We start from the raw sequence: 18,109 nt of genomic DNA on the forward strand, positions 1-18,109 counted from the left end.
AAAAGAGATGCGCGGCGGGACCGCGGCAAATGAGGAGGAAAAGTAAGATGGATTTAAAAGGACGCAGTTTTCTGACACTGAAAGATTTTACGGCAGAGGAAATTGAATATCTCATTGATCTGGCTGCTGAACTGAAAGAAAAGAAAAAACAGGGTGTTCCTGTAGATACCTTGAAGGGCAGAAATGTAGCGCTTATTTTTGAAAAGACCAGCACCAGGACCCGCTGCTCCTTTGAGGTGGCAGCTCATGATCTGGGTATGGGGACCACATATCTGGATCCCAAAGGTTCCCAGATCGGTAAAAAAGAAAGTACCCGGGATACAGCCAGGGTTCTGGGAAGGATCTATGACGGGATTGAATACCGCGGCTTCGGGCAGGAAATTGTGGAGGAGCTGGCAAAATACGCAGGTGTTCCTGTGTGGAACGGCCTGACAAACGAATATCATCCAACACAGATGCTGGCTGACCTTCTGACTATCCGTGAACATCTGGGCAGAGTGAAGGGGGTTAAGCTGGTATACATGGGAGATGCCCGCTACAACATGGGGAATTCCCTGATGATCCTCTGTGCCAAGATGGGTATGCACTTTGTTGCCTGTGCACCGAAAAAATATTTTCCCAATGAAGCTCTCGTAAAAGAATGTGAAGCATTTGCAGAGGTGTCAGGAGCCACCATCACGCTCACAGAGGATGTGGAGGCCGGTACCAAAGGCGCTGACGTTATTTACACAGATGTATGGGTATCCATGGGTGAGCCGGACGAAGTATGGGAGGAGCGTATCCGTGAGCTGACCCCTTACAAGGTGACAAAGAAAGTTATGGAGAATGCCGGAAGCCAGGCGATCTTCCTGCACTGTCTGCCGGCGTTCCATGACCTGGAGACTGTGATCGGTAAAGAGATGGGACAGCGTTTCGGCCTGACAGATATGGAAGTGACGGATGAGGTGTTTGAATCCGCCCAGTCCGTTGTCTTTGATGAGGCAGAGAACCGTATGCATACGATCAAGGCAGTTATGGCAGCAACGCTGGGGGCATAAGGAGCGATGGAATTAAAGACCAAATGGCTTGGAAAGCCGTGGAACTTTGCAGAGGAAACAGATTCCACCAATGACTGGGCAAAAAGAGAAGCCGGGAAAGGCGCGCCAAGCGGTGCGGTTTTCCTGGTGAGGAACCAGACAAAAGGAAAAGGAAGAAGGGGCAGGAGCTGGGCAGATCCCAAAGGGAGCGGCCTTGCCATGTCCCTGCTTCTGCGTCCGGATATGGCTCCGGAGCGCGCGCCCATGATGACAGTGCTCATGGGACTTTCCGCAGCCCAGGCGGTTGCGGATGTGACAGGTAAGACAGCGCTGATCAAGTGGCCCAATGATCTTGTCATGTCCGGAAAGAAGCTGTGCGGGATACTGACAGAGATGTCCATGCAGGGGTCGAAGATCGCATATGTGGTCATAGGGATCGGCATTAATCTGACTGTGGAGAAGTTTCCGGAGGAGATAAAGGACAAGGCCACATCCCTGAAACTGGAATGCGGCGAGGCACCTCATGTGGAAAGGATGGCAGCAGCGGTCCTGCAACGTTTTGAACAGAATTATGAGCGCTTTCTGGCAGCCGGTGATCTGAGTCCTTTCAAGGAGGAATATGACAGCCTTCTTGCCAGCAGAGGACGTGAAGTGAAGGTTCTGGAAAAGGGACGGGAACTTGTGGGCACCTGTCTGGGGATTGATGAGGCAGGGGAGCTTCTTGTGCGGACACCCGGCGGGGAGTGTAAAACTGTTTTTGCCGGGGAGGTGTCTGTGCGGGGATTGTATGGATATGTGTAATAGTATAAGGAGAGTTTATGTATAAGGATAAAATTGTACTGTGCGGTGCCAATGCGTACGAGAAAAAATATTATTTTAATGAAGACTTTTCAGCACTTCCTCAGTCCATACAGGACGAGCTGCACATTATGTGCGTACTTTATACAGAGGAGATCAGCGGGGTCCTTACCCTGGAATATGATGAGGATGGCAGTCTGGAATTTAAGACAGAGGCTCTTGAATCAGATGCCATGTACGATGAGATTGGCAGTGTGCTGCGTATCAAGCAGCTGCGGGCAGAGAAACAGGAGCTTTTGGAATCCCTGGAACTGTATTACCGGGTATTTTTCCTGGGGGAAGATGCAGAGGAGACACGGAAGGAAGCGGAGGAATAGGACATGCTGTTAGTTATTGATGTGGGGAATACCAATATCACCCTGGGGGTGTTTGACGGCGAAGCGCTGAAGGGAACTTTCCGTATGACCACCAGACAGAACAGGACTTCGGATGAGTATGGGATCCTGATGTGCAACATGCTGGAATACAGAGGGATCCCCAAAGATGCAGTAAAAGATGCGATCATCAGCTCTGTTGTGCCGGATGTGATGCATTCTTTGGCAAGCGGTGTCATAAAATATTTTAACACCTATCCCATCCATGTGGGACCGGGATGTAAGACAGGCATCCGCATTACGTCTGTGAACCCAAAGGAGATTGGCGCGGACAGGATCGTGGATGCTGTGGCTGCCTATGAGCTGTACGGCGGGCCGGTCCTTGTACTGGACTTTGGGACAGCCACCACCTATGACCTGATCACGGAGGACGGCTGCTTTGCGGCAGGCATCACCTCCCCCGGTATTGAGATCAGTGCCAAAGCCCTGTGGCAGGATGCAGCCAAGCTGCCCAAGATCGCCATAGAGAAGCCGGAATCCATACTGGCAAAAGAGACCATCAGCAGTATGCAGGCAGGACTTGTGTACGGCTATATCGGGCAGGTAGAGTATATTATCAGAAAAGTCAAGGAAGAGTCAGGGATTGAGAACCTGAAAGTGGTGGCAACAGGAGGTCTGGGCAAGATCATTGCGGATGAGACAGAAATGATAGATGTGTACGATACACAGCTCACGCTCAATGGCCTCAGGATCATTTTTGAAAAAACGAAGAAGAGCAGAGGTTAATATGAAACTCACGATCGGAAATGTAACCCTTGAGAACAACCTGATACTCGCACCCATGGCAGGAGTCACGGACCTGCCATTTCGTTTGCTCTGCAAGGAGCAGGGTGCAGGGCTTCTGTGTACGGAGATGGTCAGTGCAAAAGCCATTTATTTTAAAAATAAGAATACCAGGAGCCTGATGCAGATTCTGCCTGAGGAGCGGCCTGTGTCCCTTCAGCTTTTTGGGTCGGAACCGGATCTGATGGGACTGATCGCCCGGCAGATCGAGGAGGACCCCTTCGACATTCTGGATATTAACATGGGCTGCCCGGTGCCGAAAGTGGTCAACAACGGAGAAGGCTCCGCACTGATGAAAAATCCAAAGCTTGTGGGGGAGATCGTACGGAAGGTATCCTCCTCTATCAAAAAGCCCCTGACTGTAAAGATCAGAAAAGGATTTACCGGGGAGTCCGTCAATGCGGTGGAGATAGCAAAAATCATAGAGGATGCAGGCGCTTCCGCAGTTGCGGTCCACGGAAGGACCAGAGAACAGTATTATTCCGGCAAGGCGGATTGGGATATCATCCGCAGGGTGAAGGAGGCGGTATCCATTCCTGTGATCGGCAATGGGGATGTGGACTCGCCTGAGAGTGCCCGGCGCCTTCTGGAGGAGACGGGATGTGACGGTATCATGGTAGGCCGTGCGGCCAGGGGGAATCCCTGGATCTTTGACAGGATATCCTCTTATCTGGAGAATGGTACAATGCCTCCGGAGCCATCCATCCCGGAGGTCCGTGATATGATTTTGAGACATGCACAGCTTCAGATCGAATACAAAGGGGAATATACCGGTATGCGGGAGATGAGGAAGCATGTTGCATGGTATACAGCAGGAATGCCCCACTCAGCAGCAGTCAGGCGTCAGGTCAATGAAGTGGAGACTTATGAGCAGCTGGAGCGGCTGGTGGAGACTTTTTACTGAGAAAAGTAACCGGAAATCTGCGCACAGCAGGCTTTTTTACGGGAAACAGAAGATATTTGCCGGGAATGGCAGATTGTTCTTGACATTCTGATAGCTTTTTCTTATAATATTATGACTGTTAAGGTTTATGGAACCTGAAAAAGATGGATTATACTGGGAGAAGAATCTGGGACGCTGTCGGGCCTTTGGTCATGACAGGCCCTCTTCTTACTTTATAATATAGAAGAAAGGGTGTATAAAAAATGGAAGAGAAGAAAAATATTCTAACGTATGCGGGACTGAAAAAATTAGAGGATGAGCTTCATGATCTGAAGGTAAACAGAAGGAAAGAAGTAGCCGGAAAGATCAAAGAAGCCAGAGAGCAGGGAGACCTGTCCGAAAATGCAGAGTACGATGCTGCAAAAGATGAGCAGCGTGATATTGAAGCAAGGATAGAAGAAATTGAGAAAATCTTGAAAAATGCTGAGGTCGTAGTGGAGGATGAAGTGGACCTGGAGGCTATCAGCGTTGGATGTAAGGTAAAAGTATTTGATGTGGAATTTGATGAGGAAATAGAGTTTAAGATTGTAGGTTCCACAGAGGCAAACAGTCTGGAAGGCAAGATCTCCAATGAATCTCCGGTAGGCAAAGCGTTGATCGGAGCAGGCAAAGGACAGACTGTACAGGTGGAAATGCCATCCGGAACTATGGAATATAAAGTTTTAGAGATTGAAAGAAATATTTAACAGCAGTATCATCCGCCTTTATCTGTGCGCGGAATGACGGTTAAAAAATAAGGAGAGTGTGAAAAGTGGCAGAGCAGTCAAAGAATGTACAGGAGCAGGACATCAACCAGTTATTGAAGGTCCGCCGTGAAAAATTAGCTGATTTACAGGCAAACGGAAAAGATCCGTTTCAGATCGTCAAATTTGATGTGACCCATCATAGCCAGGAAATCAAAGATGCTTTTGAGGAACTGGAAGGAAAATCTGTAACTATAGCAGGGCGCATGATGTCCAAACGTGTTATGGGCAAAGCTTCCTTCTGCAATGTTCAGGATCTACAGGGTAACATTCAGTCTTATGTTGCGCGTGACAGTATCGGACAGGAGTTCTACCAGGATTTCAAGAAAATGGACATCGGTGACATTGTGGGCATCACAGGTGAAGTCTTCAAGACTAAGACAGGTGAGATCTCCATCCATGCTTCAGCGGTGACACTGCTCTCCAAGAGCCTTCAGGTTCTTCCGGAGAAGTTCCACGGCCTGACCAACACAGATTTGCGTTACCGTCAGAGATATGTGGACCTGATCATGAACCCGGAAGTGAAGGACACTTTCATCAAACGTTCCAAGATCATCAGCAGTATCCGTAAATACCTGGACGGACAGGGATTTATGGAGGTGGAGACACCTATGCTGGTGGCAAACGCAGGCGGTGCTGCGGCAAGACCTTTTGAGACGCATTTTAATGCGCTGGATGAGGATTTCAAGCTGCGTATTTCCCTGGAGCTGTACCTGAAGAGACTGATCGTAGGCGGCATGGAGCGGGTATATGAGATCGGACGAGTATTCCGCAATGAGGGCCTGGATACCAGGCATAACCCGGAGTTTACGCTGATGGAGCTGTATCAGGCTTTCACAGACTACAAGGGAATGATGGACCTGACAGAGAACCTGTACCGCCATGTGGCACAGGAAGTCCTGGGAACCACCACCATTACTTATAATGGTGTGGAGATGGATCTGGGCAAACCTTTTGAGAGGATCACTATGCTGGATGCTGTCAAGAAGTATGCCGGTGTTGACTTCAATGAGATCCATACACTGGAAGAGGCCAGAGCCGCTGCAAAAGAACACCATGTGGAGTTTGAGGAGAGACATCAGAAGGGTGATATTCTGAGTCTGTTCTTTGAGGAGTTTGCAGAGGAACATCTGATCCAGCCTACGTTTGTTTGTGACCATCCCATTGAGATCTCTCCGCTGACCAAGAAGAAACCGGAGGATCCGGAGTATACGGAGCGGTTTGAATTCTTCATGAACGGCTGGGAGATGGCAAATGCTTACTCTGAGCTGAACGACCCCATTGACCAGTGGGAGAGGTTTAAAGCCCAGGAAGCACTGCTGGCACAGGGGGATGAAGAGGCCAATACAACGGACGAGGATTTCCTCAATGCCCTGGAGATTGGTATGCCTCCTACCGGCGGTATCGGATTCGGAATTGACAGGATGGTCATGCTGCTCACGGATTCGGCTGCGATCAGGGATGTGTTGTGCTTCCCGACGATGAAGAGCATTGGCGGTTCTGACGCTTCTAAAAAAGCTGCTGCATCGGAAAGAACAGTGGCTGCCGAGGCTGAGAAAGCGCCGGAAAAGATTGATTTTTCTAATGTAAAAATCGAGCCACTTTTTGAAGAGATGGTAGATTTTGAGACATTCAGTAAGTCTGATTTCAGAGCTGTTAAGGTAAAAGCTTGCGAGGCTGTACCGAAGAGCAAGAAGCTTCTGAAGTTTATTCTTGATGACGGAACAGATGCTGAACGCGTGATTTTAAGCGGTATTCACGAATATTACGAGCCGGAAGAGCTGGTTGGTAAAACTTGTATCGCAATCACAAACCTGCCTCCAAGGCCGATGATGGGAATTGCTTCTTGTGGAATGCTGATTTCAGCAGTACATGAGGAAGATGGCAGAGAAGGTCTGAATTTATTGATGGTAGATGACAGGATTCCGGCAGGAGCGAAGCTGTACTAAGAGGCTTTGAAAATAAGTATCTGAGTGGTGAAAAGTGTACCATTGTACCAACCAGAACAGAAAATATGTAAAGTTATGTAGATTTAGGGAAATAGAAACGATTTTTTATTCAATCCTCAGAGGTATAGTGCTTCTGAGGATTTTTTAATGTTAGGGGAATAAAAGCAGAGCTTTAGAAAATTTAAAAAGAGATGGACCGGAGTAGTTTCTTACAAAATAATGTGTTATGATATAAAAAAGCGTGGAAAATGCCCTATGGAATAGCCGAGGGCCGAGGGTCAAGTATTGTTATTGCTCCGCAGCTAACAATATTAGATACTATAGAAGAAAGCTTAGATAGTGGAAGCGCTAATAATTTTGGACACAGCGGGGTATAATTAAAAATCCTAATGATTTGCTGGTACTTGTAAAATATGAGGGAAAAGAAACCGGAAAAGAGAATATGGATATGAGTAAAAAAGCTGCTGGGAAAGGACGGTGAACATATGACGGAAGAGAAGATAAAAGAAGTGGTATCCAAATTTTCAGAGGAAGCAAAGAAAATTTATGGAGCAAAGTTATACAAGGTTATTTTGTATGGATCATGTGCTCGTGGTGACTTTGAACAGGACAGTGATATTGATATTATGGTTCTGCTGGATGTTCCGCAAGAGGCGATTGGTTTGGAGAGAAAGCGTATTTTAGAGGTATCGGACAAACTTGATTGGGATTATGATGTTGTGTTGACTCCTGTTTTCCAAAATTACAAATTATATCAGAAGTATATACCAGTATCTAAGTTCTATCAGAATGTGCAGAGAGAGGGTGTTCAGATTGCCTGAATATAGTTCATTGCAAAAAGATTATGCGAAATACCGGATACAGCGGGCAAAAGAAGATTTGGAGGCAGCTCACTTGCTGTTTGACGCCGGAAATTACCGAATAGCAAATAATAGAGCATATTATACGATATTTCATGCTATGAGAGCGGTTTTGGTATTTGATAATTTTGATTCCAGTAAACATAGCGGAGTAATTGCGGAGTTTCGCAGAAGATATATAAAAGAGGGGATTTTCCCGGCTGAGTTATCGAAAATGATAGGTTCGGCATTTACAATCAGGAACGCATCGGATTATGATGATATGTTTCTTGCAAGCAAATCAGATACAGAAGAGCAAATCGCAAATGCTGAATATGTATATAGATTGCTTAGTGGATATATCAGAGATTTATCACAGGAGCGGGGACCTTATACGGGGCGGTCAATACTTTGATAAAGAAGGGATGGATCGCATTATATGACCGGGATGAGAGAAGAAAGACATATTTGATCACAGATAAGGGAAAAGAGATCCTGGAAAAAGAGGTGGGGAGGTTAAAGCAGAATTTAATATTGGGACAGCAGATCATGAAAGGCGGAAGAGGATGAAGGACAACAAAACAATTGACTATTACGACCAAAATGCACAATCTTTTGTGGAAAACACCATAAATGTGGACTTTAAAGATCTCCAGGACGATTTCCTGTCGTGGCTGCCAAAGGCGGGGGCGATTTTGGATTTTGGCTGTGGTTCGGGGAGAGATACCAAATATTTTCTTGAAAAGGGATACAGAGTAAACGCCATTGACGGTTCTGCTGTATTATGCAGGATGGCATCAGAATTTACAGGGATTGAAGTAAAGCAGATGATGTTTGATGAGCTTAATGAGCAGGAGGCTTATGACGGTATCTGGGCTTGCTCCTCTCTGCTTCACGTCCCGGCAGATGAGCTGAGGGATGTATTGTTAAAAATGGCGGCAGCTCTGAAAGATTCCGGTATTGCCTATATATCTTTCAAATATGGAGAATATGAGGGGGAGCGCGGCGGCCGTTTTTTCCTGGATATGACGGAGAATAGTTTCCGGGAATTACTTGCGGAGATCCCGGCATTCAAAATAGAACAGCAGAAGATTACCACAGATACCCGCCCTGACAGGGATGAGAAGTGGTTGAATCTGGTTTTACGGAAAGTGTGAGCAGGTAAGTAAAACACAGATCACATAGCCCATTAGATAAATTGGACAGCAGACAGAAACCAGGGAGGGATTGCTAAATGACAGAAAAAGTTTTGTACGAGGAATTATGCCCCGCGGAATTTCAGGAGCGGCTGCAGGCCTGTCCTGTGGCTTATCTGCCGCTGGGTACTTTGGAATGGCATGGGCCTCATCTGCCCCTGGGAGCGGATGGGATCCAGTCACAGGAATTGTTTATGCGGGCGGCACGTAGAATTGGCGGGATTGTTCTTCCAAAGCTTTTTCTGGGGCCGGACCGGTTTTACAGGGACCCGGAGAGGGAACTGTATGGGATGGATATCTGTACAGGGGGCACCATCGTGCCTTATGAAATGCAGCAGCTTCCGGGAAGTGCGTACTGGATGCCGGATGAAGAATACCGCCGTATGATCCTGCGCATTGGAGCCAATCTGTCCAGAGCCGGATTCACCATTCTGGCAGCCCACGGCCATGGGCCGTCTATCCGGCAGTTTACGGCACTCAAAGAGGAGCTGCGGGATACGTGCGGCTTGATCGGGGTGACTGCCTTTGACTTCGTGGAGGATGACAGACTGAGGTTTCAAAATGACCATGCGGCAGCCAATGAAACGTCCATTACCATGGCGGTAAGGCCGGAACTGGTGCAGCTTGAGCGGATCCGGGACGGCGGGGAGCATCCTGTCGCTGTGGCAGGAGCTGACCCGAGAACAGATGCTTCCGTGGAGTATGGAGCGGAAATACTGGAGGCAAACGTGGATGCTCTGTGCCGGGGCATTGAACAGCTTTTGAAATAAGAACAAATATCCTGCCGCACAGTCCGCTGGGACGGTCTGTACGGCAGGATATTTCCCTATCTCATTGTGATCTTAAACACCACAGGTTTATCGGTTCTGACATTCCGGGTTTCAATCTCCAGTCCGTTTTCCGTACGTTTCCATACCGGAGTCTCCTCAAACCCCAGCACATCCACAGCGTCGATGATGCCGTGGAATTTCGGAAGACAGGAGGCATCCTGCTCTGCCAATGATTTTATGGATATGTGCCCGTCATGGGGATAGTTCAGGCAGATGGCATACAGGTGAGATCCGTTCACGGTGAAGCGGAAATCCTCTTTTGTAAAAACCTTATCCTTTCCATCCGTGAACTGCCCTTCCTCCACCATAGTGGGACCTTCCGCCGCGGTGCGCCAGACATGGGAGCCATAGATCGCTTCCCCGTTGGCTTCCAGCCATTCCCCAATCTCAAGAAGGACAGCCGTATCTTCCGCCGATATGGTTCCGTCCGCTTTGGGACCCACATTCAGAAGTAGGTTTCCGTTTTTGCTGACCACGTCTGCCAGGTCACAGATAATATCCTTTGCCTTTTTGAAATCATTGTTTTCTGTATAACACCAGGAATTTTTCGCAATAGCCGTGTCGGTCTGCCAGTAAAACGGCTGGACGTTTGCAAATTGTCCCCGTTCAATATCTACAAGGGCGGTGCCGAACATAAAGGCATCATGTTTGTAGGCAATGAGGACTTCCTCGTTCCATTCCACTGCCCGGTTGTAGTAATAAGCCGCTATTTTTTGGAGATATGGTTTGGCGCTGCTGTGCTGGATCCACCAGTCAAAATACAGCTCTTTTATTTGATAGCGGTCGATCAGTTCACAAGTCCGGACCATCCAGTCCTCCAGGAAGTCTTTTGTGGGAACCGGTTCACTGAACAGGTCCTGATGGTCACCCTCCGGCATGGCGGGCCAGTAAAAGTCCCCTTCTTTTTCCGCTTCTGTGATATCACTCTCAAAATCCTTTCCGTGTCCCATAAAGAACCAGTGCTCTATGCGGTGGGTAGAAGCGCCGTTTATAAGCCCTTTCTTCTCCATTTCCTGAGTCAGTTCCCCGAGTACATCGCGTTTCGGTCCCATTTCGTAAGCGTTCCAATGAGAAATGTCACTGCGGTACATCTGAAAGCCGTCATGATGCTCTGCCACAGGGACAACATATCTGGCGCCTGCTTTCCGAAACAGGTCAGTCCATGCGGAGGCGTCAAAATTTTCGGCTTTGAACATGGGGATAAAATCTTTGTAGCCAAAATCTTTCTGGCTGCCATATACTTGCTGGTGATGGCGGAATTCAGGACTTCCCTGAATATACATATTTCTGGAATACCATTCATTTCCAAAGGCGGGAACACTGTACACACCCCAATGGATAAAAATACCGAATTTGGCATCTCTAAACCACTTGGGAGTCCGGTGCTGTGACAGAGAATCCCAGTTGTCCCGGTAAGGTCCTCCGGCGATGACATCTTCAATCTGCTGTAAATAAGCTTTTTTACTGTACATAGGCAATTCTCCTTTAGATGGCCATATTTTACTGTCGCCGCGTGTGCAGCTATCTGTCATTATTGTAAAACAGTGATAAGCAAATAAGAAGACAGAGCAGCGTCAAGTTCTATAGCGAAATGTCGTTATTTCCAGGTAACAGTTCAGCCTTCCACTGTCCCGCGAGGCGTTGTCTTGCAATTGCAAGGTAATCCCGAGGCAGTCACGCGCCAGACTGCGGTTTGTGGAGTCTGTACCCTGAAGGGCAGAACTGTGCATGCTTTTGCTGCGGTGAAGCCGGAAGGCTGAATAGTAACATTTCCAGAATAACTGTCCCGGAAACAGAGAAATAGTTTCCATATCTCTGTCAATTCGGTATAATATAGGGAACATAACTGCTCAGCATCTCGGACCAGCGCAGCAGAAGCCCGGTCTTAATGGATACTTAGCAGCGCTTGCCGAGAGCAAGTCCAGATACACTCCGGGAAATATCCCAAAAGGAGAAGAACAATGGCGGATGTAAATTATAAACTTAGCCTTGAGGGCATCCAATTCCATATAGTGTCCGTTGGAAGAGGAAACACCGGACATATCAAAATGCATTCCCACAGTATTGCCAGTTATGAGATCCATTATATAGAATCAGGACAGGGCGTGCTGCGTCTTCGCAGAGATGAATATACGCTGAAAAAAGGGACTTTTTATCTGACGGGACCGGGTATTGCCCATGAACAGATCACAATATCCGAGGAACCTATGAGGGAGATCGTAATGTATTATACGGTTCCCCTGGTCTGCGGGGGCGGGGAGAACCGTAAAAGCCATATAAAGAGAGAGGCATGGCTGGAACAGCTTCTCAGCCAGCGATTCTGGATCGGTGAGGGGCCACGGGAGGTTTGGGAGCCGTTTAAGCGGATCATCAGCGAGATACAGGAAAAACCGCCGGGTTACCGGACACTGGTGCCCTTTTTGGCCGGCGAGCTGTTCATTTCTCTGGGAAGGCTGTACCAGACAGGGACCATGGATACCGGTGATACCTATGTTCCCTGCTCGGATGAGGTAAAGTACCTGCAGATAGAGCGGATTTTTCTGGATGACCCGGTGCATATCACGATCCAGAAGCTGGCAAAGGAGCTGGGGCTGAGTGTGCGCCAGGTACAGCGCCTGATGAAAAGCCATTACGGCATGACTTTCCGCCAGATGCAGATGGAAAATAAACTTGAACTTGTATGCCGCATGCTTGAGGAGAAGGAAAATTCCCTGGAGGAGATAGCAGAGCGGACCGGGTTTTCTTCGGCGGATTATCTTGGATACTGTTTCAAACAGAAATACGGTATACCGCCCGGAAAATACCGGAGGAAAGAGGAGGATAGTGTTTCGTGGCAAAAATACTGATCATTGAAGACGATACAAATATAAATAATATGGTCTCAGAATATCTGAGCGGCAATGGATATGCGTGTACACAGGCATTTTCAGGGAGTGAAGGTTCTCTCAGATTCTCCATGGAAGAGTTTGATCTGATCCTTCTGGATCTTATGCTCCCTGGTATGACAGGTGAGGAGCTGATCAGAATGTTTGCGGGAAAGGTCCCGGTCATTGTCCTTTCCGCGAAAAATGAGCTGGACAGCAAAGTGGAACTGCTTACCGCAGGGGCTAATGACTATATCTGCAAGCCCTTCGATCTAAAAGAACTGCTTGTACGGGTCCAGGTACAGCTCCGCTCCCTGCCTGCCTCAAAACTGCCGGATGCCCAGACAGAACTGCACTATAAAGACTGGATACTTGACCCGGAGACCCGGGAAATGACGGCAGCCGGTCAGCCCGTGGAACTGACACTGCACGAATTCCGCATACTTGAACTGCTGATGAAGCATCCGAAGAAGGTATTTACAAAACAGCTCATATATGAATATGCCTGGGAGGAGGAGTATTTTGTGGAGGACAAGACCATCAATGTCCATATCAGCAATATCCGCTCCAAGCTGAAACCGAGCGGGACGGATTCGTATATACAGACTGTCTGGGGAATGGGCTTTAAACTTTCTTAACCTTTTCTTTTCGTTTTTTACAATCTATGCCTTTATACTTGAGTTTGTAAAGAGGAACTGCTTTTGCAAGACAAAATGCAGGGAAAGAAGAGAGAAGGTAACTATTCAGCAGGTCTGCGTATTCACTGCGCTGACCGTAAGAAAGTGTACCACGGCCAAGCAAAAATTCCATCGCCAAAGGCGATTCTGCATGGATTTTTGCCTGTAACTGTGAGGGTGCTGAACAGTTAAGAGAGGAGACAGAATGAATACAGATTATGCGGTAAGAACCCACGGCTTAACAAAATTTTACGGGCAGAAGCCGGCTGTGGACCATATTGATATGAATGTAAAGAAGGGGGAAATCTATGGATTTATCGGACGAAACGGCGCCGGAAAATCCACAACGCTGAAAATGCTCTGCGGCCTGGCACATCCCACGGAGGGAGAAATTTCATTATTCGGCTCTCCGGTATCTGACCAGACTGCCAGACGCCGTGTAGGAATGCTCATAGAGAATGCGGGCCTTTTTCCAAACTGCACAGCCAGGGAGAATATGATACTGAAGGCCCAATGCCTGGGACTGGTGAATATGGACAGCGTGGACCGTTTCCTGAAGCTCATAAATATGGCGGATACGGGAAATAAAAAGGTTAAACAGTTCTCCATGGGCATGAAACAGAGACTGGGGATCGCAATGGCCCTTCTTGGCAATCCGGACCTTTTGATCCTGGATGAGCCAATCAACGGTCTGGACCCGGAGGGGATCCGCGAAATAAGGGAATGCCTGCTGAAACTAAATAAAGAAGAAGGAAAGACCATCCTCATCAGCTCCCATATCCTGGGAGAATTGAGCAAAATAGCCACCCAATACGGGATCATCAAGGACGGGCAGCTCATTCGGCAGATGACAAAAGAGGATCTGGAAGAGCAGTGCCGTGATTACCTTCTTGTTGAGGTAGAACACGCAGAGCGTGCGGCCGCAGTGCTGGCGGAGAACATTCCGGATGCTTCCTATGAGGTATTTGCGCAGGGGAGGATCCATATCTATGATTATCTGGACAGCGGTAAAGTTACCACACTTCTTGTGCAGAACGGGGTCACAGTGTTTTCCTGCGGGCTTCATCAGATAGACCTGGAACAATATTTTCTTGAACTTATGGACGGAGGTGCAAAAAATGCTTAATTTACTCAGAATGGATCTCAGAAGGATGTTCCGGGGGAAGGCGGCCTATGTGTGCCTTGGTATCCTGGTATTTACAACGGTGTTCACCTACACACTTATGTATGTGATCCAGGACCCGGGGATGCGGGAATTTCTAATAAAACATGGCATGACCATCACGGCCACATCGGGAAATATCAAAGAGTCTTTGAATTCCACGTCCCTTGTGGAACTGTTTCACCAGACCAATGTCAGCGGCGGATTACTGCCGGTTATATCAGGGACCGTGGCTGCGCTGTTTATCTGTACGGATTTTGACAGTGGATTTATTAAGAATATCCTGTCTGTACATGAGAATAAATGGGATTATATATTGAGCAAAAGTGTCTGCCTTTTCCTTGTGAACCTGTTCTTCATCACAGTGACATTTCTGACAGCACTGGGTCTTAACGCTGTATTTGGTGGGTTCTTTTTCTATAACAAGGCAGTTGATATGCTGTTTTATGTTTTTTGCATCTGGATGGTCTCTAATGGATTCAGCGCGCTTATACTGATGATCTGTATGATCACCAGGAGTAAGGCGGCTGGAGTGGCCGGGGCTTTTATACTGTGCAGCGGGCTGGTCGTGCTGCTGGTCAGCTCTCTTCTGAACCTTTTCGGTGCGGGGGAGATCATGAACTATACGCTGTATATGAATCTTGCAGAATGTCCGCTGGGATATGATGGGTTATCTACACTTCGTCCGGTTATTGTCGGAGCGGTCTTCTGTATCATCTATGCTGCGGCCGGAAAAGTGATTTTATCAAAAAAGGATATCTGATTCCTGATAGGAGGGTTTTATGCTTCTGCTGATCGTGGTGCTCATAATATTACTTATTATAATGTTTCTGACATTGCTGCATTACCGCCGGGAGATCGTGCGGCTTACGAGACAGCTTGACGTTATTGAGGACGGAAGTCAGATCGAGCTGTCTGCCTCGGTCCGGTCAAAGGAATTTATGGCGCTTTATCAGAGGCTTGAGACCCTTCTCGGGACCTTCCGTGCCAGCCGTTTCCGGTATGAAAAATCTCAGAAACAGTTAAAGAAGACCATATCCAACATTGCGCATGATATCCGTACTCCCCTCACCAGCGCTGCGGGGTACCTGCAGATGCTGGAGGAGTGCCGGGACATGGATACCCAGAAGCGGTATATCTCCATTGTCCAAAGCCGTCTTGATGAGCTGAAAGAGATGCTGGAAGAATTATTTCTCTACACAAAGCTCACAAATGAGGATTTTGTCTTAGAGTGCGGCCCTACCCCGGTATATCCTGTGCTGTGTGACGCTATGGTGGGTCTGTATCATGTGTTTGATGAGCAGGGGGTGGAGCCGGAGATCCAATTCGATGACGAATCGCTCCTTGTTTTGGCTTCACCGGAAAGTCTGGGACGGATATTCCGCAATCTGATCAATAATGCCCTCCTGCATGGCGCAGGGGGACTTTGTGTTGTCCAGAAAGGGGACAGGATCACCTTCTCAAATCCTGTGGAGAACCCTTCCGCCATTGACCCGGATCAGATGTTTGAACGGTTCTACAAGGCTGACAGTTCCAGAAAAAAGGGGTCTTCCGGTCTGGGACTGGCTATAGTCAGTGAGTTGATGCGGAGGATGGGCGGAGCTGTAAAAGCTGAGATCCATGGAAACTTTCTGGATATAGAATTGACGTTTTCCCTGGCGGACAAAGAGGTTTGACGCCCGGGGCATGGCTCCGTATGTAATTTGCAATATTTTGTATAAGAAATAAAATAAATTAAAATTGGTTTGGTGTTATTATCTTAGAGCAGACAATAAAGGAACCGGGGCAGCTGACCGCGGCCCCGGTTTGGCAAGGAGGACAACGTGAGATTTAAGATCAATACACCAGATCATGAGAAGAGTCCCTACACAGGAATGACGAAAAGGCATTGGGTAGATGCCGCACAGTTTCTGCTGGATGGGATATTTTCAAATATTACGGATTTTGATACGCCTGTGTACTGTCCGAGGACGGAGTTTACAGTCAGCTATCCCAATGAGGGAAGCCCGGAGTGGAAAAAGTATGCGGCCGGATTTGAAGGGCTGGCCCGGAGCTTTCTGATAGCTGCCCCCCTTCTTCACAACAGGCCGGATGCGGTTACAGCAGGGTATTCCGTTAAGGATTATTACAGGGAACATATCCTTCGCGCAGTGACAAAAGGAACCGGGGATTATATGCTTTCTTACAGGGAACTGGAGGAAATGTCAGGTGAAAAGGAGCACTGTTTCCAGCATACCTGTGAGTGCGCGTCCCTAGTCATCGGACTGTGGCAGTGCAAAGAGATTATATGGGATACCTATACCCGGCAGGAAAGGGATAGAATAGCAGGGTATCTGCTGGAATTTGGAAATGCAAGGACGGTTCCCCACAACTGGCGCCTGTTCAATATGCTGATCCTGGGTTTTCTTTGGAGCCAGGGGTATGAGATAGATGAAAATAAGATGAAGGACCATGCGCAGGTCATCCTTTCCTACTATGCCGGAGACGGGTGGTACAGAGACGGGCACCGGTTTGACTACTACAGCCCCTGGGCGTTCCATGTGTATTCAGCGATCTGGAATGTGTGGTATGGGTATGAAAAGGAACCGGAAATAGCGGAGCGATTTGAGACCTATTCAAACAGCTTACTGGAAACATACGAGGGGATGTTTGACAGAGATGCCCATGTGACTATGTGGGGGAGGAGCGGAATCTACCGCAATGCGGCCTCTGCCCCGTTTGCCTCCGTCTTTTTCCTGAGGGAACACCGGGTCGCGCCGGGATTGGCAAGGCGGATCAATTCCGGTGCGCTGCTCCAGTTCATTGAAAATGAAAAGGTATTTGAAAATGGCGTGCCCGTCCTGGGGTTTTATGGGCAATTCCCGCCTATGCTCCAGGATTACAGTTGTGCGGAAAGTCCATTTTGGATGGCAAATCCCTTTCTCTGCCTGAATCTTCCGGATGCGCATCCCTTCTGGACGGAGACGGAGAGCAATGGGGACTGGGAAACCCTTTCGGAAGATTCCTATGCTTCCTATATCATGGACGGCCCCGGAATCGCGGCGTTCCATCAGGGGGCCAACGGGGCCGCAGAGTTCTGTACGGCAAAAAATGTCTTTCACCCTGAGGATGATTATATCAAAGCATACATCCGTCTGGCATTCCACAGCCGCTATCCATGGGAGGACTTTGACTACCGGGGAGCGGAGGCCATGCAGTACAGTCTGAGATATGACCGGGAGGAGCAGGTGCAGATCCCCAATATCATGCTGTACGCAGGAGAAAAAGACGGGGTGCTTTACCGCCAGGAATATTTTGGGTTCCGGTATAATTTCCAGGGGCTGGCCTCCATGGATCTGGCGGATATTCCCCTGGCAAACGGCATCCTGCATGCAGACCGGATGAGGATACATGAAAAGCCGTTTACCCTTACCGTGGGAGCCTATGGATTTCCCGTGGAGGGAAAGACCGTGACAGAGAGAAGAACGGATGAAAATGCTGAGGCGCTGATCGTGAAAAATCAGGACAGGAGCCTGGCCTTTGTAAATTATTGGGGATTTGACAGTATTGAGAGGAAAGAAAGAGTGGGGGTCAATGCTGTTTCTAATAAGAGTGTCCTGCTGTACGGAAGGTGCAGGAGAGAAGAATACTACGAGTACAGACCTTACATGATGATTTATGCTGTCCTGACCATGGAGGGGAGAGACTTCACACAGGAAGAGCTGTTTCCCATTGAGCGGATTGGGTTTGCCGACGCAGGGAAATGCGGGGGCACAGGTCCGGTGGAGATCACCTTACGATCCGGCAGAGTGCTGCAGGTGGATTATGAGGTCATGGAAGGCAGACTGCGTTTATAAAAAGGACCGCTGTACAGCAGCCGCAGATAGGGGCTGCTG

The 18,109-nt window shown here is 48.2% G+C and carries 20 protein-coding genes; 18 read left to right on the plus strand and 2 right to left on the minus strand.

The genetic code is table 11. The annotated features are described in order from the left end of the window. Positions 1 to 47 precede the first annotated feature (47 nt). From argF to C6P39_RS10375, 12 genes are all read left to right on the plus strand, one after another. A complete protein-coding gene (gene argF, locus C6P39_RS10320; protein ID WP_104803730.1) occupies positions 48 to 1,037 on the plus strand; it encodes an ornithine carbamoyltransferase in 990 nt (329 codons plus the stop codon). Between the two features lie 6 nt (positions 1,038 to 1,043). Beyond that, complete coding sequence (locus C6P39_RS10325; RefSeq protein ID WP_104803731.1) at positions 1,044 to 1,817, plus strand: biotin--[acetyl-CoA-carboxylase] ligase; 774 nt, start codon at positions 1,044 to 1,046, stop codon at positions 1,815 to 1,817. 17 nt (positions 1,818 to 1,834) lie between these two features. Next, a complete protein-coding gene (locus C6P39_RS10330; protein ID WP_095175048.1) occupies positions 1,835 to 2,191 on the plus strand; it encodes a DUF6145 family protein in 357 nt (118 codons plus the stop codon). Positions 2,192 to 2,194: 3 nt separating this feature from the next. Next, entirely contained in the window at positions 2,195 to 2,974 is a 780-nt protein-coding gene (locus C6P39_RS10335; protein ID WP_104803732.1) for a type III pantothenate kinase, read from the plus strand. 1 nt (position 2,975) lies between these two features. Continuing rightward, positions 2,976 to 3,935, plus strand: a complete 960-nt coding sequence (dusB, locus tag C6P39_RS10340; protein ID WP_104803733.1) for a tRNA dihydrouridine synthase DusB — start codon at positions 2,976 to 2,978, stop codon at positions 3,933 to 3,935. A 242-nt stretch (positions 3,936 to 4,177) separates the two neighbouring features. Next, positions 4,178 to 4,660: a transcription elongation factor GreA gene (greA, locus tag C6P39_RS10345; protein WP_095175045.1), complete on the plus strand. Its 483-nt coding sequence runs from the start codon at positions 4,178 to 4,180 to the stop codon at positions 4,658 to 4,660. Positions 4,661 to 4,725: 65 nt separating this feature from the next. Further along, positions 4,726 to 6,666 carry a lysine--tRNA ligase gene (gene lysS / locus C6P39_RS10350; protein WP_104803734.1) on the plus strand — a complete coding sequence of 647 codons (1,941 nt, stop codon included), beginning with the start codon at positions 4,726 to 4,728 and terminating at the stop codon, positions 6,664 to 6,666. A 485-nt stretch (positions 6,667 to 7,151) separates the two neighbouring features. Next, positions 7,152 to 7,487, plus strand: coding sequence for a nucleotidyltransferase family protein (locus C6P39_RS10355; protein WP_104803735.1), 336 nt, complete (start codon positions 7,152 to 7,154; stop codon positions 7,485 to 7,487). Next, positions 7,480 to 7,920, plus strand: coding sequence for a HEPN domain-containing protein (locus tag C6P39_RS10360; protein WP_242987006.1), 441 nt, complete (start codon positions 7,480 to 7,482; stop codon positions 7,918 to 7,920). Before C6P39_RS10355 ends, C6P39_RS10360 begins: the two co-directional genes overlap by 8 nt. Beyond that, positions 7,917 to 8,075 (plus strand): PadR family transcriptional regulator, encoded by a 159-nt coding sequence (locus C6P39_RS10365; RefSeq protein ID WP_242987007.1) that lies wholly within the window; start codon positions 7,917 to 7,919, stop codon positions 8,073 to 8,075. The genes C6P39_RS10360 and C6P39_RS10365 overlap by 4 nt, the downstream gene beginning before the upstream one ends. Continuing rightward, complete coding sequence (locus C6P39_RS10370; RefSeq protein WP_104803738.1) at positions 8,072 to 8,662, plus strand: class I SAM-dependent methyltransferase; 591 nt, start codon at positions 8,072 to 8,074, stop codon at positions 8,660 to 8,662. Before C6P39_RS10365 ends, C6P39_RS10370 begins: the two co-directional genes overlap by 4 nt. Before the next feature lie 77 nt (positions 8,663 to 8,739). After that, positions 8,740 to 9,471 (plus strand): creatininase family protein, encoded by a 732-nt coding sequence (locus C6P39_RS10375; RefSeq protein ID WP_104803739.1) that lies wholly within the window; start codon positions 8,740 to 8,742, stop codon positions 9,469 to 9,471. Positions 9,472 to 9,527: 56 nt separating this feature from the next. Here the strand turns inward: C6P39_RS10375 and C6P39_RS10380 are convergent, their stop codons facing one another. Next, positions 9,528 to 11,003: an alpha-L-fucosidase gene (locus C6P39_RS10380; RefSeq protein WP_104803740.1), complete on the minus strand. Its 1,476-nt coding sequence runs from the start codon at positions 11,001 to 11,003 to the stop codon at positions 9,528 to 9,530. Between the two features lie 489 nt (positions 11,004 to 11,492). Between C6P39_RS10380 and C6P39_RS10390 the strand changes: the two genes are divergently transcribed. Continuing rightward, entirely contained in the window at positions 11,493 to 12,377 is an 885-nt protein-coding gene (locus C6P39_RS10390) for an AraC family transcriptional regulator (RefSeq protein WP_104803741.1), read from the plus strand. Further along, the gene (locus C6P39_RS10395) at positions 12,362 to 13,033 is read left to right on the plus strand and encodes a response regulator transcription factor (RefSeq protein ID WP_095175037.1); all 672 of its coding nucleotides are present in this window, start codon (positions 12,362 to 12,364) and stop codon (positions 13,031 to 13,033) included. The genes C6P39_RS10390 and C6P39_RS10395 overlap by 16 nt, the downstream gene beginning before the upstream one ends. Here C6P39_RS10395 and C6P39_RS27445 read toward each other — a convergent pair. Next, the gene (locus tag C6P39_RS27445) at positions 13,020 to 13,211 is read right to left on the minus strand and encodes a hypothetical protein (RefSeq protein WP_158661524.1); all 192 of its coding nucleotides are present in this window, start codon (positions 13,209 to 13,211) and stop codon (positions 13,020 to 13,022) included. The genes C6P39_RS10395 and C6P39_RS27445 overlap by 14 nt on opposite strands. Positions 13,212 to 13,277: 66 nt before the next feature. Here C6P39_RS27445 and C6P39_RS10400 point away from each other — a divergent pair, with 66 nt between their 5' ends. From C6P39_RS10400 to C6P39_RS10415, 4 genes are all read left to right on the plus strand, one after another. Next, positions 13,278 to 14,198: an ABC transporter ATP-binding protein gene (locus C6P39_RS10400; protein WP_104803742.1), complete on the plus strand. Its 921-nt coding sequence runs from the start codon at positions 13,278 to 13,280 to the stop codon at positions 14,196 to 14,198. Continuing rightward, positions 14,191 to 14,997: an ABC transporter permease gene (locus tag C6P39_RS10405; protein ID WP_095175035.1), complete on the plus strand. Its 807-nt coding sequence runs from the start codon at positions 14,191 to 14,193 to the stop codon at positions 14,995 to 14,997. The genes C6P39_RS10400 and C6P39_RS10405 overlap by 8 nt, the downstream gene beginning before the upstream one ends. Before the next feature lie 19 nt (positions 14,998 to 15,016). After that, positions 15,017 to 15,910, plus strand: coding sequence for a sensor histidine kinase (locus C6P39_RS10410; RefSeq protein WP_104803743.1), 894 nt, complete (start codon positions 15,017 to 15,019; stop codon positions 15,908 to 15,910). Positions 15,911 to 16,057: 147 nt separating this feature from the next. Next, positions 16,058 to 18,070, plus strand: a complete 2,013-nt coding sequence (locus C6P39_RS10415) for a DUF2264 domain-containing protein (RefSeq protein ID WP_104803744.1) — start codon at positions 16,058 to 16,060, stop codon at positions 18,068 to 18,070. The last annotated feature ends 39 nt before the right edge of the window (positions 18,071 to 18,109 follow it).

This window comes from Blautia marasmi (genome assembly GCF_900258535.1).
Lineage (GTDB): Bacteria > Bacillota > Clostridia > Lachnospirales > Lachnospiraceae > Blautia > Blautia hominis.